Source organism: Pseudomonas sp. IT-P258 (genome assembly GCF_949767825.1).
GTDB classification, from domain to species: domain Bacteria; phylum Pseudomonadota; class Gammaproteobacteria; order Pseudomonadales; family Pseudomonadaceae; genus Aquipseudomonas; species Aquipseudomonas monachiensis.
In genome coordinates, this window is the sequence record NZ_CATKPU010000054.1 from 26,189 (window position 1) to 50,243 (window position 24,055).

The 24,055-nt window shown below is 59.6% G+C and carries 11 protein-coding genes; 5 read left to right on the plus strand and 6 right to left on the minus strand.

Features of this window, described 5'->3' with window-relative positions; translation table 11 throughout:
- Positions 1 to 30: 30 nt before the first annotated feature.
- Positions 31 to 741 (minus strand): histidine phosphatase family protein, encoded by a 711-nt coding sequence (locus tag ACM6G4_RS18805; protein WP_414914320.1) that lies wholly within the window; start codon positions 739 to 741, stop codon positions 31 to 33.
- Between the two features lie 201 nt (positions 742 to 942).
- Here ACM6G4_RS18805 and sohB point away from each other — a divergent pair, with 201 nt between their 5' ends.
- Positions 943 to 1,965 (plus strand): protease SohB, encoded by a 1,023-nt coding sequence (sohB, locus tag ACM6G4_RS18810; protein WP_056724390.1) that lies wholly within the window; start codon positions 943 to 945, stop codon positions 1,963 to 1,965.
- 142 nt (positions 1,966 to 2,107) lie between these two features.
- Here sohB and ACM6G4_RS18815 read toward each other — a convergent pair whose 3' ends face one another.
- Positions 2,108 to 2,695, minus strand: coding sequence for a hypothetical protein (locus tag ACM6G4_RS18815; RefSeq protein ID WP_414914321.1), 588 nt, complete (start codon positions 2,693 to 2,695; stop codon positions 2,108 to 2,110).
- 284 nt (positions 2,696 to 2,979) lie between these two features.
- On the opposite strand from ACM6G4_RS18815, the gene ACM6G4_RS18820 reads away from it, so the two are divergent.
- Complete coding sequence (locus ACM6G4_RS18820; protein WP_414914322.1) at positions 2,980 to 6,867, plus strand: dermonecrotic toxin domain-containing protein; 3,888 nt, start codon at positions 2,980 to 2,982, stop codon at positions 6,865 to 6,867.
- A gap of 51 nt (positions 6,868 to 6,918) precedes the next feature.
- Here ACM6G4_RS18820 and ACM6G4_RS18825 read toward each other — a convergent pair whose 3' ends face one another.
- Both ACM6G4_RS18825 and ACM6G4_RS18830 read right to left on the minus strand, forming a co-directional pair.
- Entirely contained in the window at positions 6,919 to 7,413 is a 495-nt protein-coding gene (locus ACM6G4_RS18825; protein WP_056724395.1) for a DUF934 domain-containing protein, read from the minus strand.
- Positions 7,397 to 9,055 carry a nitrite/sulfite reductase gene (locus tag ACM6G4_RS18830; protein WP_056724397.1) on the minus strand — a complete coding sequence of 553 codons (1,659 nt, stop codon included), beginning with the start codon at positions 9,053 to 9,055 and terminating at the stop codon, positions 7,397 to 7,399. Before ACM6G4_RS18830 ends, ACM6G4_RS18825 begins: the two co-directional genes overlap by 17 nt.
- A 524-nt stretch (positions 9,056 to 9,579) precedes the next feature.
- Between ACM6G4_RS18830 and ACM6G4_RS18835 the strand changes: the two genes are divergently transcribed.
- A complete protein-coding gene (locus tag ACM6G4_RS18835; RefSeq protein ID WP_056724399.1) occupies positions 9,580 to 10,665 on the plus strand; it encodes an ABC transporter substrate-binding protein in 1,086 nt (361 codons plus the stop codon).
- Positions 10,666 to 10,671: 6 nt separating this feature from the next.
- Here the strand turns inward: ACM6G4_RS18835 and ACM6G4_RS18840 are convergent, their stop codons facing one another.
- On the minus strand, positions 10,672 to 10,890 hold the full coding sequence (locus ACM6G4_RS18840; RefSeq protein WP_056724401.1) for a DUF2970 domain-containing protein: 219 nt from the start codon (positions 10,888 to 10,890) through the stop codon (positions 10,672 to 10,674).
- 178 nt (positions 10,891 to 11,068) lie between these two features.
- On the opposite strand from ACM6G4_RS18840, the gene ACM6G4_RS18845 reads away from it, so the two are divergent.
- Positions 11,069 to 17,665, plus strand: a complete 6,597-nt coding sequence (locus ACM6G4_RS18845) for an NEL-type E3 ubiquitin ligase domain-containing protein (RefSeq protein WP_414914323.1) — start codon at positions 11,069 to 11,071, stop codon at positions 17,663 to 17,665.
- Positions 17,666 to 17,718: 53 nt separating this feature from the next.
- Here ACM6G4_RS18845 and metH read toward each other — a convergent pair whose 3' ends face one another.
- Entirely contained in the window at positions 17,719 to 21,429 is a 3,711-nt protein-coding gene (gene metH / locus ACM6G4_RS18850) for a methionine synthase (RefSeq protein ID WP_414914324.1), read from the minus strand.
- A gap of 156 nt (positions 21,430 to 21,585) precedes the next feature.
- Here metH and ACM6G4_RS18855 point away from each other — a divergent pair, with 156 nt between their 5' ends.
- Positions 21,586 to 23,895 (plus strand): fatty acid cis/trans isomerase, encoded by a 2,310-nt coding sequence (locus ACM6G4_RS18855; RefSeq protein WP_414914325.1) that lies wholly within the window; start codon positions 21,586 to 21,588, stop codon positions 23,893 to 23,895.
- Positions 23,896 to 24,055 lie beyond the last annotated feature (160 nt).

The following is a 24,055-nucleotide window of genomic DNA, read 5'->3' on the forward strand; positions in this document are numbered from 1 at the left end:
GATTACAGCCAGGGTCACAATAGTCCGGACTCAGCGAAACGTGATGAGTTCCGGGGCCTTCAACAGTTGCAGGTGCGCATGACTGTTGAAGGAAGCCAGGGACACCTCGCGACCACGAAACTTAAGCTGGTTGAGCGAGGTGTTGACGATTTGCCAGTTCAACTCAAAGGCCTGCCGGGCAGGCATTTGCGTAATCAGGTGGAGCAGGGCAGTGATGGTGCCGCCGGAGGTGAACACGGCGATTTTCTGGGTGTTGTCGGCCTGGTCGAGGATGCGATGCAAGCCGGCCTGCACCCGTTCGACAAACCCCAGCCAGCTTTCCAGGCCCGGTGTGTCGTAGGTGCCGGCCAGCCAGCGCTCGATGATCAGGGCGAAGATACGCTGGAACTCAGCGCGGTTTTGCGCAGCGTTGCGCAGGATGTCCAGGGCTTCGGGTTCGTCCGGCAGCATGGCCGGCAACAGCGCGCGGATCACCGCATCGGCGTCGAACTCGTTGAAGGCGGAGTCGGTTTCCAGCAGCGGCACCGACAGGCCCGCCGCGGTGAATTGCTCCAGCGCGCTGTTGGCCGTGTGCTGCTGGCGGCGCAGGTCGCCCGCCAGGCAGCGGTCGAAGCTGATCCCCAGTTCGGCCAGGTGGCGGCCAAGGATTTCAGCCTGACGAATGCCGGTCGGCGACAGCACGTCGTAGTCGTCCGCACCGAAGGAGGCCTGGCCATGTCGAATCAAATAGATGCTGCCCACGTCCGCGTCTTCCCGGTACGTTGAAGGTTTGGCGAGGTTATGAGGATGGCGGTGTGCTGTCAATGAAAAAACATACGCTTGTTTGAAATGCTCGTTACACGCCTGTTGCCAGAGGTTTCACGACTGGTCGCAAGGTCGGCGCATGGGTATGCTGGAGGTATCCCGCGCGCGTTCAAGCCGCGCATCGTTTGAGGAGTCCCTGTGGAGTTTTTTTCCGAGTACGCCATTTTTCTGGCCAAGACCGTGACCCTGGTGATCGCCATTCTGGTGGTCCTGGCCAGTTTCGCGGCCTTGCGCAGCAAGGGGCGGCGCAAGTCGTCGGGCCAGCTGCAGGTCAGCAAGCTCAATGACTTCTACAAAGGGCTGCGCGAGCGCCTGGAGCAGACCTTGCTCGACAAGGACCAGCTCAAGGCCCTGCGCAAGACCCAGGCTAAAACCGACAAGAAACAGAAGAAAAAGCCCGAGGCCAAGCCCCGGGTGTTCGTGCTGGATTTCAATGGCGATATCAAGGCTTCGGCCACCGAAAGCCTGCGCCACGAAATCACTGCCTTGCTGACCCTGGCCACACCGAAGGACGAAGTGGTGCTGCGCCTGGAAAGCGGCGGTGGCATGGTTCACAGCTACGGCCTGGCCTCCTCGCAACTGGCGCGTATCCGTGAGGCCGGCGTGCCCTTGACCGTGTGCATCGACAAGGTCGCGGCCAGTGGTGGCTACATGATGGCGTGCATCGGCCAGAAGATCATCAGTGCACCGTTCGCGATCCTCGGCTCGATTGGCGTGGTGGCGCAGTTGCCCAACGTCAACCGCTTGCTGAAAAAGCACGACATCGACTTCGAAGTGCTGACCGCCGGTGAATACAAGCGCACCCTGACCGTGTTTGGCGAAAACACCGAGAAGGGCCGGGAGAAGTTCCAGCAGGACCTGGACATCACCCATCAACTGTTCAAGAACTTCGTGTCGCGCTATCGCCCGCAACTGGCGATCGATGAAGTGGCCACTGGCGAAATCTGGCTCGGTGTCGCGGCGCTGGACAAACAACTGGTCGACGAACTCAAGACCAGCGATGAATACCTCGCCGAACGCGCCAGCAAATCCGAGCTCTATCACTTGCATTACGCCGAACGCAAAAGCCTGCAGGAGCGCATCGGCATCGCCGCCAGCGGCTCGGTCGATCGCGTGCTGCTGAGCTGGTGGAGCCGTTTGACCCAGCAACGCTTCTGGTAATTCTGCGTTCAATGGGCTAATAGCAATTGTCCGCTTTGGTACCATGTACGATTAAAGGACCTTGAACGATGCCATGCAGGCAATGTTCAAGGTCTTTTTTATGGAGACTAAAAACTTAAGGGCGAAAGTGTTTATCCGGTGCTCAGAGCTGCCATGTTATATTTGGAATCCGGACTAGTCCGCGATTGATATACCAATCCAGGATCCTGCAATTATCGCCATAAGTGGCCAGCGCCTGGAGCAGAGATTCAATGTCGGCAAAGCGAGTTTTATACATGGTGTCGATGCTTTCATTTACCGGATAAACACTATCGTATTCAACCCGTATTGGAAACGCCACTGGTCCTGGCCCAAAAGGTTCATACTGAAACTGGAATCTATACATGTGGTCGAGTATAAACATCCCGGGTTCATTGAGTTGCTCTTTTAATGTAGTCGGTAGATCAGGGTATGAAGACCATGGCAGTTCGATACTGTCCATTTTACCTGGAACCTGTTTAAATCCATTTGACTTAAGGGCATCAAGCAGAGTCTCGAGACTCTTGAAACGAACATGATCAATGTTTGGCCATTCTTCGTGTTCAATATAGATGAGAGTGCTGTCAGTCTTGATGGGGACATAGACAATATTACCGCTGGCATCGCAGTATAAAATGGCGAGATAACTAAAGTTTCTTTCATTCCAAAGTATTTTGAAAGCGGAGTTGCGAGCTTCGTCGGTGATATACATCGTGCAAAATCCTTTTTGCGGTAGTTGAGTTTTCATACTCTATCGCGAAAAATAAACAACTTTGCGCGGAATGTATTACCAGGATTTTCAAAGCAATATTGCGACGCTGGTTGTCTGGCCGGTCAGTTCGTTTGAGTTGGGTCCCGCTTTTTTGCCTGCGAATGTCTGCCCGATGTCCTCCACGGCCCGGCGAAATCTCTGTAGGCAGCAGGCGACCATTCCTGCTTTCGGCAGCGCGGCTGCTGGTTATGTTGATGCTCCAGAATTATTGCCATGGAACGCACATGAATGACCATCAGACACCGCTTCATGCCGAACATCTGCCGCTGCGCGAAACACTGGAGTCTGTGGTGAGCGCGGCTTTGCCGCAGTCTCCCGAGCAGTTCGGTGCGCAGTTGATCCAAGAAAGGTGGGGACAAGACATCGACCCGCAAAGCGCCCTGTTGGTCACCCTGGATTATCGCTACCGGGGGCATCCGCCGCAGGACGGTATCGAGCAAGGCCAGGTGGCAAACTCGCAAACCCTGGTGCAGGCGCTGCTGGCGAACTACCAGAGCGTCGCGGACGGGCGTATTGCCGAAGGTCTGTTGGACTTGTTCACACCGCCCGATGTCGGTCCCTCCATTCGTATCGTGGAGCATGTCGATGAATTCGCCGACCATGGCAATGGCAACCACCACACCTACGAAGGCATCTATCGCCGGATCACGCCTCAGGCGTATGGGCCGGCAACGCAAATTACCCTGAGGCCGGCGGCGTTCAAGCAGTGGGTATGGGATCTGGATTTGCAAACCCGCTATCAGGCTTACCTTGATAGTGCCTGGCCCTCCGATAAGCGAATCCTCCAGGCGGCGCCTTTCGACCTGAGAACCTCGACCAGGGCCGCCTTTATCATGAGCGCCTGCCTGCAACATCAGGAGGGCAGCTTGAGTCAGGAGGGCCTGGCCTTGGCCATGCAGGCCGCCGGTTTGCCAGCGGAGCAGGCCTGGAGTACGTTGACTATCGATCAGGTGCAGGCGCCCACCCGCATCAGCGCGCCGATCGAAGTCGGTCGGCTGACGATCTATCGCTACACATCGGACGATATCTGGTGTTACCGCCATCGTCGCAGCGGTCGGGTCTTGTTGAACATTCCCGGCAACTCCTCACCCCTGCATGAATTCGCCGACTTGGCGCATCTGCGCCAATGGATCGTGGCCCAAGGCCGGGTTGCCACCACACGGCAAGCGCTGGTCGCGCATTTTGCCGAGGACGATCGTGAAGACGGCACTTTCCATGCGGGCGTATCGACGGCGTTGGAGGGCATGGCGGTTTACCCGAAGGAGCACTGGCTGACAAAGAACGCCGGATTCTTCAACAATGACGGTTTCTGGGACCCGCAGGACTACATCGACCTTGAGCGTGCGCCGACCGGTACCGATCCGTTCGCACAACTGGTGCTGACGATGAAGCTGGCTTCCATGGCCAGTGTCAAAACCATTCGCAACGATGCCCAGGTCAATCGCGACAACCTGAGCGCGGTGGTGGAGCCGCTTGTGCAGTGGATCAACCGGCTGGGACCTTTGGCATTGTTCATTCCGGGAGGAGAGGGCGTCCTGGTGCTGGCGGGCCTGATCGACGCCGGTTACGGCCTCGATCAGGCCATCAACGGTAAAACACCCGGGCAGCGCTCCGAGGGGGTGACGCGTACAGTGTTCGGCCTGCTCAATGCGCTCCCGCTGGCCGGGGCGGTGGCAGCACTCAAGGGCGAAGAGAAAATCGCCGGGACGTTGCACGAGTCGGGGGAGCCGGGGAGCGAGCCACTTCCCGCAGCGCCGGACGAGCCCGTGCCCGGTACGTCTGAGGTGCCCGTGCCGACACGTGTGGAACTGATGCGTGGCGTTTGCGCACCGCTTGCTGCCTTCAGTGATGAGGTATTGGCACGGATCGCCCGGATCAGCACGGTCGACGACGATATGTTGCGCCTGATGCAGACCGGTCGCCCGCTGACGCCGACGCTTGCCGACACCATCACTCGCTTCAAGCTCGATCAGGAACTTGAAGCCGTCGCCGATCCGCAAGCGCGGGCCGGATTGTTCAACGCCCGCTATCAGGCGCTCCAGCACTCGGACCAGGATTGGATTCGCCTGTTTCAGCGCGAATACAAGGGTTTGCCGAAAAGTGCGGTGGAGCAGATCCTCGACCGTTCAGGGGTCGACATCAATCGGCCCGTCGATGCTGACGAGGTGCTGCAACTGTTCAAGCGCCTGGACAGCAAGGCACGCGAGTATCAGCAGCATGTACGACTCAACCGGGCCTATGAGGGGTTGTACTTGCGTTCGGTCAGCCACCCCGATTCCGATGTCCTGGCGTTGCACTCCCTGGAACGCCTGCCCGGTTGGCCGGAAGGATTGCGCATCGAAGTGCTCGACGGGTCGATCAGTGGCCGGGTCCTGGACCGTTGCGGCCCGCTCGATTCGGCGGATTGCCGGCGCTTGATCAAGGCCGGTGATCGCTATCGGTGTGCCACGGTGGACGCAGCCGACGGTGAAGGTACGGATCTGTTTGCGGCGCTGGTCGAACTATTGTCCGGGGAGGAACGCGCGGCGATGGCGCTAAACGCGCCCGACGCGGCCAGCCAGTTGCGCCTGCGCATTGGCGGGCACGCCTTGTCTCGTTCCGAGCTGATACTCGGCTTGAATCGAATGGATTCGCGGTTGCCCTTCGACGCCAGGGGGTTGCGCGGCGGCGGCTTTCCAAACACGCCACAGGGCGCTGCGCTGGCTCACGAAATCATGCGCATGCAGGTCAAGGATCTGTATCCGGAGTTCACCGATGCCCAGGTGGACGAGTTGCTTCTGACGGCAGGTGCCCGGGCGCAAGCGTTGGTGGATCGCCTGACGCTCGAGGTGCGGCAGTTGCATGCCGATCTGCGCGACTGGGTCGACCAGACCGTGCTGGATGTCGATGACATGGATGTGGATTTTCTGGCTGTGGGCGATGACGCCGCCGCGAGCATGAATCCCCGGCAGGTGGCGGCGCACAATGCCGAACTGCTGCAAACCGTGATCGATTCCGAGCGTGAGGTGCGAAATGAACTGGGCGAGGAGTTGATGAGCATTTGGCAAAAATGCCCGCCCGGGATCAATCGAGTCATGTCCGGCGAGGTGTGCAGCGGCTACAGGCTGGACCTGGGGTACGAGGACTTCCATCGCTTGCCGACAATGAACGTTCGCTTCAATGACGTCGTCGAGCTAACGATGGAGGGCTTGCACCTTGTCGAACGCGAGAGTCTGAGCGCTTTTCTCGAAAGCTTCCCCAATCTGCACACCCTGAACCTGAAACGAGTCGATCTGCGCCGGCTTAATGCAGGCAATGTGCTGGAGGGGATATTGCCTGCACCGGTTCGGCAAATGACTCGACTCACAACGCTCAACCTGAGTTCCACCTTTCTTCAGCTTCAGGAGAACACGGCTTCGCAGTTTCGTGATCTGCCGAGCTTGCAAACGCTGGACCTGAGTGACAACCCGTTGACTGTCCCGCCCGTGGTATTGGGGCTGAATGAGTTGCGTGTGTTGAACCTGAGAAACACCGGGATCAGTCATTGCCCGATTGGCGTCGCCGATCAGCCGTATCTCACCGCGCTCGACTTGCGAGGCAACCGGATCAGTCGGGTTCCCTACGCAATAATGATTCAGGCGATCTCCCGGGACCGGGTGAAACTGTGGGGCAATCCGCTGACGGATGAAGAGACGTTGTTGCGCCTGGTGGATCATCGCGAACGCACCGGTATCAACCTGTGGCTGAGTGAGCCGGGTGCCGATTACGGCAGTGCGACGCCCTGGTTGCAGGAGGGTGATGAAGGCGTGCGCGAAGCCCGGCAACAGATCTGGCAACGATTGGCCGTCAAGCCATCGGGCAGTACGTTGCTCCGGGTCATGGATGGATTGAGTTTGACCGCGGATTTCCAGGTCGGCTATCGGTCGCTGCAGGCGCGGGTGTGGCGTTTGCTGCAGGAGACGGATGCGTCAGAAGAATTGTGGGGTTGGTTGCGGCAGTGTGTCGAAACGCGGATGGGCGATGCGCAGAATCCGTTCCGGTTGTTCGTGGTGCTGGAGGATCGAGTCCGGCTGTACCGCGATTGGGTCGCCATGGGGCGGCCTATGCCGCTGGTCGACTATCCACCGTTTTAGCCGGGAAGGTGAAACGCCTTGAACCCCGGGCCGGGGTTCAAGGCGTGACGGTCAGCGACGACGGAACAGCGGTAGCGGTTCGTCGGTAGCGGCCTGATAGGACACCGAGAAGTCCTTGAGGCCTTCAAGGGCTTCGTGCGGGTCTTTGTCGGCGCGAATGGCGAACGCGTCGAAACCACAGCGATGCATGTAGAACAACTGGTCACGCAGCACGTCGCCAATGGCCCGCAATTCGCCCTTGAAACCGTAACGGTCACGCAGCAGGCGGGCATTGGAGTAGTTGCGGCCGTCGGTGAATGCCGGGAAGTTCAGGGCAATGACCTGGAACTGAGCCACGTCTTCGCCGATTTCCTCGGCTTCTTCATCGGCGTCCAGCCAGATGCCCAGGCCGCCGTCGCGGGCCAGGAGCATGCGGCTGTGTTCGCGCCACAGCTGCAACGGAACGATGTAGTCGTCGCAGTTGGTGATTTCGTCGATGTTGAAGTCCTTGGGCAGCAGGTGCCAGGTCTCGTCGACGACCTCGTTGTTCTTAATGATTCGCTGCATAGACACGCTCCTTGAAGAGGTCGATACCAATACGCTGATAGGTGTCGATGAAGCGTTCGTCTTCGGTACGTTGTTCGATGTACACGTCGATCAGCTTTTCGATCACGTCAGGCATGGCTTCCTGGGCAAAGGACGGGCCGAGGATCTTGCCCAGGCTGGCGTCACGGCTGGCGCTGCCGCCGAGGGAAACCTGATAGAACTCTTCGCCTTTCTTGTCCACCCCCAGAATGCCGATGTGGCCGACGTGGTGGTGACCACAGGCGTTCATGCAGCCGGAGATGTTCAGATCCAGTTCGCCGATGTCGAACAGATAGTCCAGATCGTCGAAACGACGCTGGATCGATTCGGCGATCGGGATCGACTTGGCGTTGGCCAGGGAGCAGAAATCGCCGCCCGGGCAGCAGATGATGTCGGTCAGCAGGCCGATGTTCGGCGTGGCGAAGCCTTGCTCGCGCAACTCGCCCCACATGGCGAACAGCTTGTCCTGCTCGACGTCGGCCAGGATGATGTTCTGCTCGTGGGAGGTTCGCAGTTGGCCGAAGCTGTAGCGGTCGGCCAGGTCGGCCACGGCGTCGAGCTGTTTGTCGGTGATGTCGCCCGGCGCAACGCCGGTCGGTTTCAGGGACAAGGTCACGGCCACATAGCCCGGCTTCTTGTGGGCCAGGGTGTTGCGCACGCGCCAGCGGGCGAAGCCCGGGTGCTGCTGGTCGAGTTCGGCCAGGGCGGCGCTCTGGTTGTCCAGTGCCTTGTAGTCCGGGTCGACGAAGTGCTTGGCGACGCGCTGCACTTCGGCTTCGGTCAGCGTGGTCTGGCCACCGCGCAGGTGCTCCATTTCCGCATCGACTTTCTGTGCGAAGACTTCAGGCGTCAGCGCCTTGACCAGGATCTTGATCCGCGCCTTGTACTTGTTGTCGCGACGGCCATAGCGGTTGTAGACCCGCAGGATGGCGTCGAGGTAGCTCAACAGATCTTGCCACGGCAGGAATTCATTGATGAATGCGCCCACCACCGGCGTACGGCCCAGGCCACCGCCGACCAGCACACGGAAGCCCAGTTCGCCAGCGGCGTTGTGCACCGGCTCAAGGCCGATGTCATGGACTTCGATGGCGGCACGGTCGGAAGTCGAACCGTTGACGGCGATCTTGAATTTACGCGGCAGATAGGCGAATTCCGGGTGGAACGTGGTCCACTGGCGCACGATCTCGCACCATGGGCGCGGATCGATCAGTTCGTCGGCGGCGACACCGGCAAACTGGTCGGTGGTGACGTTGCGCAGACAGTTGCCGCTGGTCTGGATCGCGTGCATCTGCACGGTGGCCAGTTCAGCGAGAATGTCCGGAATGTCTTCCACGGCCGGCCAGTTGAACTGCACGTTCTGCCGGGTACTGATGTGGGCGTAGCCCTTGTCGTAGTCACGGGCAATTTTGGCCATCATTCGCATCTGGCGCGAAGTCAGCTGGCCGTATGGCACGGCGACTCGCAACATAGGCGCGAAACGCTGGATATAAAGGCCATTTTGCAGGCGCAGGGGGCGGAATTCTTCTTCGCTCAGCTCGCCTGCCAGATAGCGTCGGGTCTGATCACGGAACTGCTTGACGCGGTCCTCGATGATCCGCTGATCGTATTCGTCGTATACGTACATATAAGTCCTGTTCTCAGGCTTGGGCCGGTCGGAAACAGCGGCGTTTTTTTGGCTTGCTGGCGTCCGATAAAACCTCGGCAATTCTGCGCGCACGGCCGCGCACTCCCTACGGAGCCGGGGCACGATACCAGTTTGCAGTTATGCGTAAAAGTGATGTTTGAGCATATGTAAAGAACCAAATCGCCTAATGATAAACGTTGATGCAAAGACCCTGTTTGTGATGCGGGCAATCGTCGTCTTTACTCTGCTCGAGTCTTTATGCAATCACCGATAAAACCGACAAGAGGCGATGCAATGAGCAACCCAACCAAAGCACGGAAAAGCGATAGCACCGTTGATGCATGGGCAATTTTGTTCCTGATCATTCTGGTCGTGGGGACGGCGGTATTCTGGGTCAGTCATCAATAAGCGACACCGTCCGGGCCCGGTTCCGACGATTGTCTGACAAAAACCGGAAAAATCGGCGTTTTACGGAGGTTCGCTGGCTATAATGCGCGGCGAATTTCCGGGGGCTCGGACGACCAATGCTGAAGTTTCTGTGTGGCGTATTACTGACGCTGGGCATGGTCTTGGGACCTTGTGCCCAGGCGGCGTCAGTGCTGTTCCTGAATCCGGGAACCCCCACCGAGGCTTTTTGGGTGAGTTATTCGCAGTTCATGCACGCCGCGGCGACTGACCTGGGGATGGACTTGCGCATCCAGTATTCCGACCGTGTCTCCGAAAACACTCTCCGCCAGGCTCGCGAAGCCCTTCAGGGCCACCACCGTCCCGACTACCTGGTGTTCGTCAACGAGCAATACATCGCCCCCGAAATCCTGCGGCTGGCCAAGGGCAGTGGGGTAAAGCTGTTCATGGTCAACAATGCCCTGACCCCGGATCAGATGAAGCTGGTCGAAGCCCGGCCTGACAAGTATCCCGATTTGCTCGGCAGCCTGGTGCCCAACGACGAGGAGGGCGGCTACCTGATGCTCAAGGAGTTGATCCGACAGCACGGCCCGGTAGCCCCCGGCCAGACCATTGAGTTGCTGGCTTTTTCCGGATTGAAGATCACCCCGTCCGCGCAATTTCGCGAGAAGGGCATGCGGCGTGCCTTGGCCGAGCACCCCGAAGTGCGTTTGCGGCAATTGGTGTACGGCGGCTGGACCCGGCAACGTGCCTGCGAGCAGGCCCGGTTGCTGTTCAAGCGCTACCCGCAGACGTCGCTGGTCTGGGCTGCAAATGACGAAATGGTGTTCGGTGTGATGCAGGCGTATGTCGAAGCGGGAGGTGTGCCGGGCAAGGGCGTGCTGTTCGGCGCGATAAACAATTCACCCGCCGCGTTGCAAGCGCTGCTGGACCATCGCCTGAGTGTCTTGCTGGGCGGGCACTTCACCCTCGGTGGCTGGGCGCTGGTGCAATTGCATGACTACGATGAAGGTGTGGACATCAGCCAGTACGGCGGCCGTGACCGGCAGATTCCGTTGTTGCAGCTGATCGATCGGACGCAGGCCAGGCGGTTGCTGGCGATGGACACCGCGCAGGACTTCGGCGTGGATTTCCACAAACTCTCGGCCAAGGGACGTCCCGCGTCCTGGCGTTACCCGTTCACCCTGCAAACCCTGATGCACTGAGTCTGATCAAACCCCGGCCAGAAGCAGCACCAGCTTGACGATGCCAAACAGCGTCAATGCAAACACCGCCGTGAACATTATCCCCAGAATCACGAAATGACTCGGCTTGCCGTGAGTGAAATCTCGGGCCCGGTTCTTCCCGCTCTGCACCCCGAATGCCGCCGCCATGACGCTGTGCAGCATTTGCCAGAAGGTCGGCGGCTTGTTGTCGGCTGGATCGGCCATAAATCCCTCGCCTGTCAGTAGGTCCTCAGAGCATAGACAATCCAGCGGCCGGTGGTGGGGCGGCCGGTCCGCGGATCGACGTATTTTGAAATCAGTCTTGAGCGGTGCGATAACTATCTACCGCAGATGCGGTTCGCTGAAATGGTGTCCTGTCGTTCCATTTTTCAGGAGCGACACTATGTCTACCCATCCTCCATCCGTGCCCCGTCAACATTTGGTTCCGGGCCGAAACAGCATTCATCGCGAACTGCTTGAACAACAGACGCCTGATTGGTTGATCGATGCCACGCCGCAGCGGCGAGCTGCCATAAAAGCGAGCGGTTCGCTCCCGCCGCAGTGGTACCAGCGAGCATCCCGCGAGCAAAAGCAGGCACTGAAAGACCTTTTCAACGACAGTTTTGTGTCCCAGGCCCGGCTCGACAAGACGATGTCGTCGCTGCCGGACGCCGAAAGCTTTGCCGAGCCGATACTGCGCAAGGCCTTGAAGGAGCAATTTGGTGTTGAGGTCGACGTCAACAAAACCCTGGTGTGCCTCAGGCGGGCGCTGGAAGTCAGCGCCCTTGAAATAGAGATCGCCTCGTTCGAGGTGATGAAGCTTTCGTTGTTGCAAGCGGCATTGCACAACTTCGAAGCGTCCGAGTGTGAGGAGGGCGCCTTTCATCGCGGGTCCGGGTTTGTGATCGAGACATCGACGCCAGGCACGTTCGAGGTCGCTACCTTCAGCATGTCGGTCAGGCAGTTCCTCTCACTCTGTCGCAAGCTGGATATCGGCGAGCAGTATCAAACCCGACTGAAGGCGTTTTTCCAGCCAGCGGATGCGCAGAAGGAAACGGCATTGCGCGAGCAGTTCGTTGCCAGCCAGAAAGCGGCATTGAAGGCAGCAGCCGAACTGGCGCTGCTGAAAAAGGACATCGAGCCCGACGATTACGAAATGATTCTTTCGGTGGTTAACGGCGAAGTTCATCCCCGTCTTGGCAACAGGCCTGTCTGGTTTCGCGACCTGAGTTTGATGAAACGCAGGATGACAGGCTGCGTCGTGTTCGGCATCTGTGAACAATATCGCTATAGCAGCGATTTCATCGTTTACATTCCCCATGATCCGGAACATCCGCTCAAACGCTATACCCCTGAGCGGATGAGGGCGGAATTCAAGCGGCAATTCACAGCCCTTGGCGCATCGCCGTCGAGTGATGGCCCGACGGAGCACCAGCGGTATTTCAGCCAATTCGTCGCTTACGCCGACCGGCCTTACTATTTCAGTCAATTCACCCGTAAAGCCGCGGATGCTCCCGCCGATCCATTGCACTCCATTTGGGTGAAAGTCGCGCAGTACATTCCCGTGCTTTCTCCCGTCGCCCGCATCAAGGAGTTGCCACCTGAGCATTCGGTCAAACGTGAGCGGGTCGAAGATCCCTATCTCGATCCTGTTGACGTCACTCGCAAAGGCGCGGCCGGAATCTGGTCCGCCAACACCGATCTGTGGACTTATCTCTACGAGCAAAACCGCGCCAAGGTGATCGCCGATGCACGCAGTCATGCTGTGCCCACGGCTGACGTCGATGCAACGGTGCGGGCGAAAAAGCTCAATCACCTGCTGGAAATCGGCATGCTGGGCTTGAACATGGTGTCGATGTTCGTACCGGTGCTGGGCGAGATCATGCTGACGGTGATGGCCGGGCAATTGCTGTACGAGTCGTTCGAGGGCGCGATCGAGTGGAGTGAGGGGGATCGCACCGCGGCCAAGGCGCACCTGATCGACGTGGCGGAAAACCTGGCGCTGATCGCGGCGATGGCCGGGGCCGGCAAGGCGCTGGGCAAGCTAGTGCCACTCGCACCGGAGCCCGTGATTGAAGGGCTGGACGCCATCAAGCGTGCCGATGGCACGACTCGGCTGTGGAAACCCGACCTGAAGGCCTATGAGCGCAACGTTGAGCTGGGCGATGACATTGTCCCCAATTCCTTGGGACAGTTTCGCGCGAACCGCAGGACTTACATCCGCCAGGCGGGCAAGGTGTATGAGATCACCTTTGATTCATCAGTGAAAAAATGGCGCATCAAGCATCCGTCCGATACCGGGGCCTGGCGGCCGATTCTCGAACACAACGGCCACGGTGCCTGGCGCCATACGCTGGAGCGTCCTCTGGAGTGGGACCGTTTGACCCTGTTGCGGCGCATGGGCCATGCGACCGAGGCCCTGACGGACGAACAACTGCTCACCCTCGCCGATGCCAGCGGTGCCACTGACAATGCCTTGCGCAAGATGCACCTCGATCACCTGCCTCCGCCTCCGGGGCTGGTTGAGTTGTTGTCGGCGTTCGAGGCTGCCCCCGGTAGCTCCGAGGCGGGCAAGGGGCCGGTGGCGATGTTGCGGCGAGCTTGCCCGGGGCTGAGTGAATCCGCAGCCAACAGGGTGTTGCAGGATGCCAATGCCGAGGAGCTGGCGCGGTGGCAAACGACGCGGCGGATCCCCTTGAACATGCTTGAAGAGGGCCGCTGGTACGCACGCCAAGGGCGCGTCAACCAGGCCTTTGCCGGGTTGCATCTGGAGCGTATGGCGTCGGCGGACAGCCGATGGCTCGCCCTGCATTCCCTGGAAAAACTGCCGGGCTGGTCCGACAGCGTGCGCCTGGAAGTGCGCGACGGTCACGTCGAGGGGCCGCTGATCGATGGCATTGGCAGTCAAACTGCCGTCACGCGCAAATATGTGGTCAAGAAGGGACCGGCTTACCAGGCGTTTGATGAGCGCGGCGAGGAGCTCAACGGCATTCCTCGAAATGAAGACAATTTTTACTCGTCGATCATGCACGCCTTGCCCGACTCAGCGCGCCAGGCGCTGGGTGTTCCCCATGTGGCTCAGGGCAGCCAGTTGCGCAAGGCAATCATCGACCATGCCGTTGCCCATCGTGGCGAGCTGGCACAAAGCCTGGAGACACGCACTGGCAAGCACGCGAACTTCAAGCCTCCGGTCCGGATCAACGAACGGTTGGTGGGGTACTACGCCAGCGGGCGCGGGCAAGGGATCAATCCTTCGCTGGCGAGTCGGGTTCGGGATGTCTATCCGGCGCTGACCGAACAGCAGGCCAACGGATTTGTCCTGGCGCAGCTGCGTGCGGGGAAAACCGACGGGCAGATCTACGGTTTGTTGCAGGCCCGCCTGCGCGAGTGGGAGACGCTTGAGGCTACGCTCGATCATTGGGTGGGCGAGCCATCGCCGAACGCTGCCCTGGAACTCATGTTGGGTGGCAAGGCCTCGGTCGCGCAGAGCCTCAAGCAAAGCTGGCGCAACTCGCCGTTGGCTGCAGAGCAGGCGCGCTTCACATTGCTTGAGCTGACCTGTGACCAAGCGCTTCCTTCGTTGCCTGCGGATTTTTCCCATGTGCGTGATCTGTACGTCCGGGGCCGCTGCATCACCGATGCCAATGCCGATGCACTGCTGGGCAATTTCCCCAAGTTGAGAAAACTGCGGATCAACGCCACGGGCAATCAGTTCAGCAATGTGCCCGAAATCATCGGTACGATGCCGGAGCTCACCGATCTGAGCCTGTACTCATCCGCTCCCTACGCCGCCGACATGCCGACGAGGCTGGGCGCGTTGACCAGGCTTGAGTACCTCAATGTCTATTGTTCGGCGTTTACGCCGATTGCGCTGGATGTCCGCCAGTTGCGCAATCTGCGCCTGCTGGAAGTGCTGGCACCTTCATTGTTCGAATGGCCCGCCGGGGTGCTCGAACTGCCGCGACTTGAGCGATTGAATCTCAAGGGCACCGGGATCAGGACATTGCCGGACGGCATTTTCAACGGCCATGAAACACTCTGGTCCGGATTGTCGCTGGACTGGTCGAATTTCCTTCGTGAAAACTTCAGGCCGGCGTATGAGTACGCCAAAAGCCTACCCCCGCACCTTGTCGATCTCGAGGAAATGGTCAGGGACTACAGCAAGGGTGAGTTGAGACGCCTTGGCGAAGGCCTCAACGAGAATCACGAGACCTTGTTCAATCGGTTTGTCGAGCAGTGGCCGGACGCCGAGGCGAGGTACGGAGCGATCGAAGCCTTGAGTGAGCAAAACACTGTACTCAACCGCAACCTCAATGACTGGGGTGAAATGCCGATAGCGGTCAATGAAATGACAGGCCGGATATTAGCGACAAGTTCCCTGAGAGCCTGCTGGCGCAAAGGCGTATTCAAGCGCTACGGCGCTAGAGTCGATGCCTCGGTTCTCGACTTGCCTAATCTGGGGCTGAGTAGTTTTCCCGAGTTGCCGGCCGGTGCTTTCCCGGAAGTGCAAACGCTGTATTTGCGAAGCAATCAAGCGCCCGCAGCACAGATTCGCGGTTTCATCAGCGGTTTTTCCGAACTTCAAACACTCGAATTGCGTGGTTGCGGCCTGACCGAAATCCCCATCGGACCCAAAGATCTCGGAAAATTGACTCAACTGGATCTCTCCAGTAACGCGATTGTTATCGATTCCGGGGTTCAGCAAGGTCTCGATGGGTTGAAGATGCTCGAATATCTGGACCTTGGCAGCAACCCCCTGAACACCCTGGACGTCAGCGCAATGACTCACCTCAAGGCCTTGAACCTGCGCGCGACAGAGCTGGGGGAGTGGCCGGCAGGTGCCCAGGAGTTGCCGGATCTGACCTGGCTGGATTTACGCGACAGCAAAATTTCCGAGCTGCCGGGGGCGGTGCTGGAAAATGAGGTGTTGCTCAAAACCAATCTCGGCGGTTCGCCCTTGACCCCTCAGGCTGACGCAATGCTCCGGACCGCCTGGCAGCGAATAGAAGCGGCCAGAGTACTTCCAGAGGGCACCCTGCAGCGGTTCGCCCTGGAGCCGATACCGCTCGGTTTTCCGCCGTCCGAGAGTGGGTTTTCCATTGCGCAGCATTTGCTGACGCTGCCTGAGGTACCGGCGGGAGAAGGGGCCGAGGTTTTCACAAGGCGTCTGCAACGTTTAAAGCCGGCACTGGCGGATGATGAGGCCTTGCAAGCGCTGGAACAGATGCGCGAGCGCGGGGTGACCGAGGTGCAAATCAGCGAGCGCCTTGCCGGTTGGGAACAGACCTTCGAAGCGCTTACGCGTCAGTTGAACGGCTGGATCTTCACACGGGGAGTACGCGACACAGGCTGGATAATATCTTCAAGCATTCGCCGGTTGGGCGCCTTGCGCATCCTCGAATGCTGGCGCCAGGGCCTGGCCGGCGTGGAGGGGGTTGCCAATGCCGTTTTGGATCTGAGCGGCCTGCAACTGGGCGATCTCCCTACGTTGCCGGGAACATTCGACCACGTTGGCAGGCTGGACCTGACCGGAGTAAAACTGACCCGAACAGGCTCCGACGGGTTCCTCGCCGCCTTTACCCGGCTCAAGACCCTGGAACTCAATGGCAATGGGCTGGAGGCAATACCCGAGCCTGTCCAGCACATGGATAGGCTCGAGCGCCTGGAGCTGTCTTCGAACCGGCTGGACGATGCCGAACACCTGTACGACTCGTTAAGCAATCTGGAACGTCTGAACCAGCTTGACCTGAGCTACAACGAACTGGAGTCCTTCGACCTCGACGTTTTCGAAGCGCTGGTGACACTCGATCTGCGTAATAACAATCTGACGCAATGGCCTGGCGGTGTGCTGGATGCCGCCCACCTCCGGGTCCTGAACCTGAGTGGTAACGGCATCACATCGGTTCCGGCGCAGGCGCTGGATGGCAATCACAACGTCCTGATGATCGGCATCGACCTGAGTGACAACAACCTGGTGCTTGAGAGTCTCGAGCGCTTGAGGGACTACCGTGACTCGGGAGCACGGGACACCGTGCTGGGCCTGTCGCGCGATGAACTCGACGAGTTACTCGATGATGCTCAAGACCAAGGCGACAGTGACAGCATTGAGTCGGATGAAGAACTCCCTGACGTTGAGCCTGATTCCGCGCAACAGGCCCCTTGGCTGGCCAATGCGCCCCCGGAGGAACTGGCCGCTAAAAGCGAAATCTGGAATCAACTGGCGGCCGAGCCGGACAGTGCTGCGTTCTTTCATTTGCTCGAGCGACTGCAAGACACCCGGGAGTTTCGGGTGGCCAATGCCGATTTGACACGACGGGTCTGGACAGTGATGGAAGCCGCGGCCAGCAACAGCGAACTGCGGGAGGTTCTGTTCGCCAGTTCGAGTACTCATGGCACCTGTGTCGACGGGCGAATCCTCACGTTCAGCGGGCTGGAAAGCAAAGTGTTCACCCACAATGCCTTGCTCGACATTGCGCCTGGAGGCCTGAGTGTGAAGGGGCAGGCACTGCTGAAGCTGTCCAGGCAACTGTTTCGACTGGACAAGATCGATGATCTGGCGACCAAGGCCGCGGTTCGATCCGGTGGGGATGAGGCCGAGGTGCGCCTGGGTTATCGAATCGGCCTGACGGAGGGTTGGGATGACGGCCTGATCCTGCCGGGTCAGCCGAAACACATGACGTATGCGTCGGGCGTCACGCGGCAACAACTGGCGGACGCGCGCGCGGAGGTCGTCAATGCGGAGCAGTCCGACGGGTTTTACGAAGACTTGATCCAGCGCGACTATTGGGTGAGCTATCTGAAGGAGAAATACCCTGAAGAGTTCACGGCACTTGATGAAGCGGAGAATCAGGCGGGGGAGGAGGATGACGTCGATGACGCTGCCCTTTTGACTCAGATGTTCGAACAGACGGCGGCGCGCAACGCGAAGATGATCGAGTTGTCCCGCAAGGAGGTTGCGGGTGAAGAACCGCAACCAGGGACATCGGCCGGGAACAGCTGAATCAGCCGCTGGACAACCACTGTGGGAGCAAGCTCGCTCCCACAGTGGGTCACTCAGTTGTCGTAACCCAGGTTCGGCGCCAGCCAGCGTTCGGTCACGCTCAACTCCTGGCCTTTACGCGAGGTGTAGCTCTGCACCTGGTCCTTGTCGATCTTGCCCACGGCAAAGTATTGCGCCTGCGGGTGAGCGAAGTACCAGCCGCTGACCGCTGCCGCCGGGAACATCGCGTAGTGTTCGGTGAGGAACACGCCGCTGCGACCTGCGCGCATTTCCTGGGCCTCTGGGTCGAGCAAGGCGAACAGCTGGGCTTTCTCGGTGTGGTCCGGGCAGGCCGGGTAGCCTGGTGCCGGACGGATGCCGCTGTACTGCTCCTTGATCAGCGCTTCGTTATCCAGCACTTCATCCTTGGCATAACCCCAGTAGTCTTTACGCACCTGCTGGTGCAGCCACTCGGCGCAGGCCTCGGCCAGGCGGTCGGCCAGGGCCTTGACCATGATTGAGTTGTAATCGTCGCCGGCGTCCTGATAGGCCTTGGCCACTTCTTCGGCGCCGATCCCCGCAGTGGTGATGAAACCACCCACGTAGTCAGTCACTTCACTGTCCTTGGGCGCGACGAAGTCGGCCAGGGAGAAGTTCGGCTTGCCGTCGGTCTTGATGATCTGCTGGCGCAAGTGATGCAGCTTGGCCATCGGCTTGCCGTCATCGCCATAGAGCTCGATGTCGTCGTCATGCACCTGGTTGGCCGGCCAGAAACCGAACACCGCGCGGGCGCTGATCAGCTTCTCGTCGATCAGTTTGGTCAGCATTTCCCGGGCATCCTTGTACAGCGAGGTGGCGGCTTCACCGACCACTTCGTCCTGGAGGATGCGCGGGAACTTGCCGGCCAGGTCCCAGGAAATGAAGAACGGCGTCCAGTCGATGTATTCGGCCAGGACGTTGAGGTCGATGTTGTCCAGCACCCGGGTACCGGTGAAGGTCGGTTTGACTGGCGTGTAGCTCGCCCAGTCGAATTGCGGCTTCTTGGCGATGGCCGCACCATAGCTCAGACGCTCGGTGCGGGCGCTGCGGTTGGCGGTGCGCTCGCGAACCTCGATGTAGTCCTGGCGGGTTTTCTCGACGAAACCGGCCTTGAGCTCCTTGGACAGCAACTGCGTCGCCACGCCCACGGCGCGGGAAGCGTCGGTGACGTAGATCACCGCATCGTTGCTGTACTTGGGTTCGATCTTCACCGCCGTGTGCGCCTTGGAGGTGGTGGCGCCACCGATCATCAACGGCAGGTGGAAGTCCTGGCGCTGCATTTCGCGGGCGACGTGGACCATCTCGTCCAGCGACGGGGTGATCAGGCCGGACAGGCCGATGATGTCGCACTTCTGTTCCTTGGCCACTTGCAGGATTTTCTCTGCCGGCACCATCACGCCGAGGTCGACGATGTCATAGCCGTTGCAGCCCAGCACCACGCCAACGATGTTCTTGCCGATGTCGTGCACGTCGCCTTTCACCGTGGCCATGAGGATCTTGCCCTTGGCTTCAGGCTTGTCGCCTTTTTCCAGTTCGATGAACGGGATCAGGTGGGCCACGGCCTGCTTCATCACGCGGGCGGATTTCACCACTTGCGGCAGGAACATTTTGCCGGCGCCGAACAGGTCGCCGACGATGTTCATGCCGGCCATCAGCGGGCCTTCGATCACTTCGATCGGGCGGGCGAAGGACTGGCGCGATTCTTCGGTGTCTTCGACGATGTGAGTGGTGATGCCCTTGACCAGGGCGTGCTCCAGGCGCTTGTTGACGTCCCAGTTGCGCCACTCTTCGGTCTCGGCTTCCTTGACGCTGCCGTCGCCCTTGTACTTGTCGGCGATGGCGAGGAGGGCGTCGGTGCCTTCCGGGGTGCGGTTGAGGATCACGTCTTCCACGGCATCACGCAGTTCCGCCGGGATCTGGTCGTAGATCTCCAGTTGCCCGGCGTTGACGATACCCATGGTCAGCCCGGAGCGGATCGCGTACAGCAGGAACACCGAGTGGATCGCCTCGCGCACCGGGTTGTTGCCACGGAACGAGAACGACACGTTGGACACGCCGCCCGAGGTCAGCGCATACGGCAGTTCGTCACGGATGTAGGCACACGCATTGATGAAATCGACGGCGTAGTTGTTGTGTTCTTCGATACCGGTGGCGACGGCAAAGATGTTCGGGTCGAAGATGATGTCTTCCGGCGGGAAGTCCACTTCGTTGACCAGAATGTCGTAGGAACGTTTGCAGATTTCCTTCTTGCGCGCTTCGGTGTCGGCCTGGCCGGCTTCGTCGAAGGCCATCACCACCACGGCGGCGCCGTAGCGCTTGCACAGCTTGGCGTGATGGATGAACTGCTCGACGCCTTCTTTCATGCTGATCGAGTTGACGATGCCCTTGCCCTGGATGCACTTGAGACCGGCTTCGATCACTTCCCACTTGGAGGAGTCGATCATGATCGGTACGCGGGAGATGTCCGGTTCGCCGGCAATCAGATTGAGGAAGGTCACCATGGCCTTCTTCGAATCGAGCATCCCTTCGTCCATGTTGATGTCGATCACCTGGGCGCCGGCTTCAACCTGCTGCAGGGCGACTTCCAGGGCTTCGGTGTAGTTGTCTTCGCGGATCAGGCGGGCGAACTTGGCGGAACCGGTGATGTTGGTGCGCTCGCCGACGTTGACGAACAGCGAGTTGCGATCGATGGTGAACGGTTCAAGGCCCGAGAGGCGGCAGGCCTTCGGGATGTCCGGAATCTGGCGCGGGGCATAACCGGCCACGGCCTTGGCGATGGCTTCGATGTGCCCCGGCGTAGTGCCGCAGCAGCCGCCGACGATGTTCAAGAAGCCGCTCTGGGCGAACTCTTCGATGACCTTGGCGGTTTCCGACGGCAGTTCGTCGTACTCACCGAATTCGTTCGGCAGGCCGGCGTTCGGGTGCGCGGAAACGTGGGTGTTGGCCTTGTTCGACAGCTCTTCGAGGTACGGGCGCAATTCTCGGGCGCCGAGGGCGCAGTTCAGGCCGACGGAAATCGGCTTGGCGTGGGCCACGGAGTTCCAGAACGCTTCGGTGGTCTGGCCCGACAGGGTACGGCCCGAGGCGTCGGTGATGGTGCCGGAGATCATGATCGGCAATTCAAGGCCCAACTCCTCGAACACGCCTTGTACGGCGAAGATCGCCGCCTTGGCGTTGAGGGTGTCGAAAATGGTTTCGATCAGGATCAGGTCGGCGCCGCCTTCGATCAGGCCCTTGGTGGACTCGGTGTAGTTTTCCACCAGTTCATCGAAGGTCACGTTGCGGTAGCCGGGGTTGTTCACGTCCGGGGACAACGAGCAGGTGCGACTTGTAGGACCGAGCACGCCGGCAACGAAGCGCGGCTTGTCCGGGGTTTCCAGGGTCTTGGCGTCGGCGACCTTGCGCGCCAGGCGCGCGCCTTCTACGTTTAATTCATACGCCAGGCCTTGCATGCCGTAGTCGGCGAGGGAGATCTGGGTGGCGTTGAAGGTGTTGGTTTCGAGAATGTCGGCGCCGGCGTCCAGGTAGGCTTTTTCAATGCCGCCAATCACATCCGGGCGAGTCAGTACCAACAGGTCGTTGTTGCCTTTGACGTCGCTTGGCCAGTCAGCGAAGCGTTTGCCACGGTAATCCTGCTCTTCGAGCTTGTAGCTCTGGATCATCGTGCCCATACCGCCATCGAGAATCAGGATGCGCTCTTTGAGGGCGTGCTTGAGAGCTTGAAGGCGAACGCTGCGATCGGACATTTGGACTACTCGGTAAGGCCATGACGAAGGGCCGGGATGATAGCAAACCTGTGCGCTTTTGGAGCATGACTCGAATTTGCATGAATATCGTTCATGTTGGTAAGGATGACAGACCGGTAGAATCGCGGCGTTTTTTCAGGATTCAGGACCAGGGACATGTCGTATCGCTTCGTCATCGGCACATTGTTGTTGTGTTTAAGCTGGGGCGCTCTGGCGCAAGGCCTGGTGATTCCCACTGCCATTTCACCTGCTATTTCCTATAGCCGCGACATTCAACCGATCTTCACTGAAAAGTGCGTGGCCTGCCACGCCTGCTACGACGCCGCCTGTCAGCTCAACCTGGGCAGCGGTGAGGGCGCGGCACGTGGCGCAACCAAAGTCCCGGTCTACGACGGTGACCGTCGTCAGGCGGTTGCACCGACCCGACTGTTCTATGACGCTTCCGGCAAACAGGCCTGGCAGCAAAAGGGCTTTTATTCGGTACTCGATACCCAGGGCAGCCAGGCTGCACTGATGGCGCGGATGCTGGAGCTTGGCCACAAGACTCCGTTGCAACCCAACGCGAAGTTGCCGGAAGACATCGTCCTGGGCCTGAATCGGGAAAACATGTGTGCCATGCCCGGGGAGTTCGACGGCTATGCCGCCAGGCATCCAAAAGAGGGCATGCCGCTGGCAGTGACCGGCCTGACCGACCAGCAGTACCAGACGCTGCAACGCTGGCTGGCGGCAGGCGCGCCGATCGATCAGCTGGCGCTGGCGCCCAGCGCCAGGGAAGCCTTGCAGGTGGTGCAATGGGAAAACCTGCTCAATGCGCCGGGCGCCCGGGAAAGCCTGGTGGGGCGCTGGCTGTTCGAGCACTGGTTCCTCGCCCATCTCTACTTCAAGGACGGCGAGCCTGGGCATTTCTTCCAGTGGGTGCGTTCGCGCACCCCGACCGGCCAGCCGATTGACCTGATCAACACCCGTCGCCCGAACGATGATCCGGGCACGCAGTTCTACTATCGCTTGTGGCCGGTGCAGGGCGTGATCGTGCACAAGACCCACATCACCTATGCGCTGAGTCCGGCGAAACTGGCGCGGGTCAAGAGCCTGTTCTACAGCGGCAACTGGCAGGTCGACGCATTGCCGGGCTATGGACCGCAGAGCCGGGCCAACCCGTTTGCCACCTTCGAAGCGATTCCGGCCCAGGCGCGCTATCAGTTCATGCTCGATAACGCCGAGTATTTCGTGCGCACCTTTATCCGTGGGCCAGTGTGTCGCGGTCAGATCGCCACGGACGTGATCCGCGATAATTTCTGGGCGCTGTTCCAGGCGCCCGAGCACGACCTGTATGTCACCGATCCGAACTATCGCGGGCAAGCCACGCCGTTGCTGGCCATGCCGGGGCAGAACGATGATGTCGGCAGCATCCTCAGCCTGTGGCACGACTACCGTGACAAGCGAAATGAATACGAAGCCTTGCGCCGGGACAGCTACGCCGATGAGCCCGCGCCAAGCTGGTCGACCCTCTGGGCCGGCAACGACAATGCGTTGCTGAGTATCTTCCGCCATTTCGACAGTGCTTCGGTGACCAAGGGCCTGATCGGCGAGGTGCCGCAAACCGTATGGCTGTTCGACTATCCGCTGCTGGAACGCACCTACTATCAATTGGCGGTGAACTTCGATGTGTTCGGCAACCTGTCCCACCAGGCCCAGACGCGCTTGTATTTCGACCTGATCCGCAACGGCGCCGAGCAGAATTTCCTGCGCCTGATGCCCGCCGACTCCCGGGATGACTACCTGGACGACTGGTATCAAAATAGTGGCAAATTCAAGATGTGGCTCGACTACGAGACCATCGATGACGACAAGCCGACCGCGCTGAAGCTGAACCCGGCTGATCCCAAGCGTGACTTTGCCAATCAGCTGCTGGCCCGATACGGCGACCTTAACGCCAGGCCTGACCCGATCAATCGCTGCGACGGCGCCTATTGTTCACGGCCGAACATCGACCCGGACCTGCAAAGTGCCGAGCAGGCGCTCAGTCGCCTGACTTCGCGTCCGGCTGCGGGGCTGAAGGTCATCGACCTGTTGCCGGAAGCCACTATGCTGCGTATCGAAACCAGCAGCGGCAAGCGTGAGGTCTACAGCCTGCTGCGTAACCGTGCCCATAGCAACGTGGCGTTTTTGCTCGGTGAATCACTGCGTTACCAACCGGGGCTCGACACCCTGACGATTTTCCCGGGTGTGCTCAGCAGCTACCCGAACTTCATGTTCAACATCCCGGCCGGGCAAGTGCCGGCGTTTGTGGATGCGATGGAAAGCGCCAAGGACACCGACAGCTTCGAGAAAATCGTCGAACGTTGGGGAGTACGTCGCAGTCATCCGCAATTCTGGTTCTATTTCCATGATCTGAGCCGCTACATCCAGGAAAACGATCCGGTGGAAGAGGGTGTGCTGGACATGAACCGCTACGAGAACCTTTGAACCACTGGGCCCTCCTGTAGGAGCTGCCGCAGGCTGCGATCTTTTGATCTAAAAAACAAATCAAGAGATCGCAGCCTGCGGCAGCTCCTACAGGGAGAGATCATCGGGATCTTTTCCCGACAAAAATACTAGGACTTTGTCCGGCGCGTTGATTGGCGTA

Bases quoted from the DNA above. Each gene is read 5' to 3' on its own strand.
- ACM6G4_RS18825 (WP_056724395.1), bottom strand. From the start codon at position 7,413: ATGCAGCGAATCATTAAGAACAACGAGGTCGTCGACGAGACCTGGCAC.
- metH (WP_414914324.1), bottom strand. From the start codon at position 21,429: ATGTCCGATCGCAGCGTTCGCCTTCAAGCTCTCAAGCACGCCCTCAAA.
- ACM6G4_RS18830 (WP_056724397.1), bottom strand. From the start codon at position 9,055: ATGTACGTATACGACGAATACGATCAGCGGATCATCGAGGACCGCGTC.
- ACM6G4_RS18855 (WP_414914325.1), top strand. From the start codon at position 21,586: ATGTCGTATCGCTTCGTCATCGGCACATTGTTGTTGTGTTTAAGCTGG.
- ACM6G4_RS18835 (WP_056724399.1), top strand. From the start codon at position 9,580: ATGCTGAAGTTTCTGTGTGGCGTATTACTGACGCTGGGCATGGTCTTG.
- ACM6G4_RS18815 (WP_414914321.1), bottom strand. From the start codon at position 2,695: ATGTATATCACCGACGAAGCTCGCAACTCCGCTTTCAAAATACTTTGG.
- ACM6G4_RS18820 (WP_414914322.1), top strand. From the start codon at position 2,980: ATGAATGACCATCAGACACCGCTTCATGCCGAACATCTGCCGCTGCGC.
- ACM6G4_RS18845 (WP_414914323.1), top strand. From the start codon at position 11,069: ATGTCTACCCATCCTCCATCCGTGCCCCGTCAACATTTGGTTCCGGGC.
- ACM6G4_RS18840 (WP_056724401.1), bottom strand. From the start codon at position 10,890: ATGGCCGATCCAGCCGACAACAAGCCGCCGACCTTCTGGCAAATGCTG.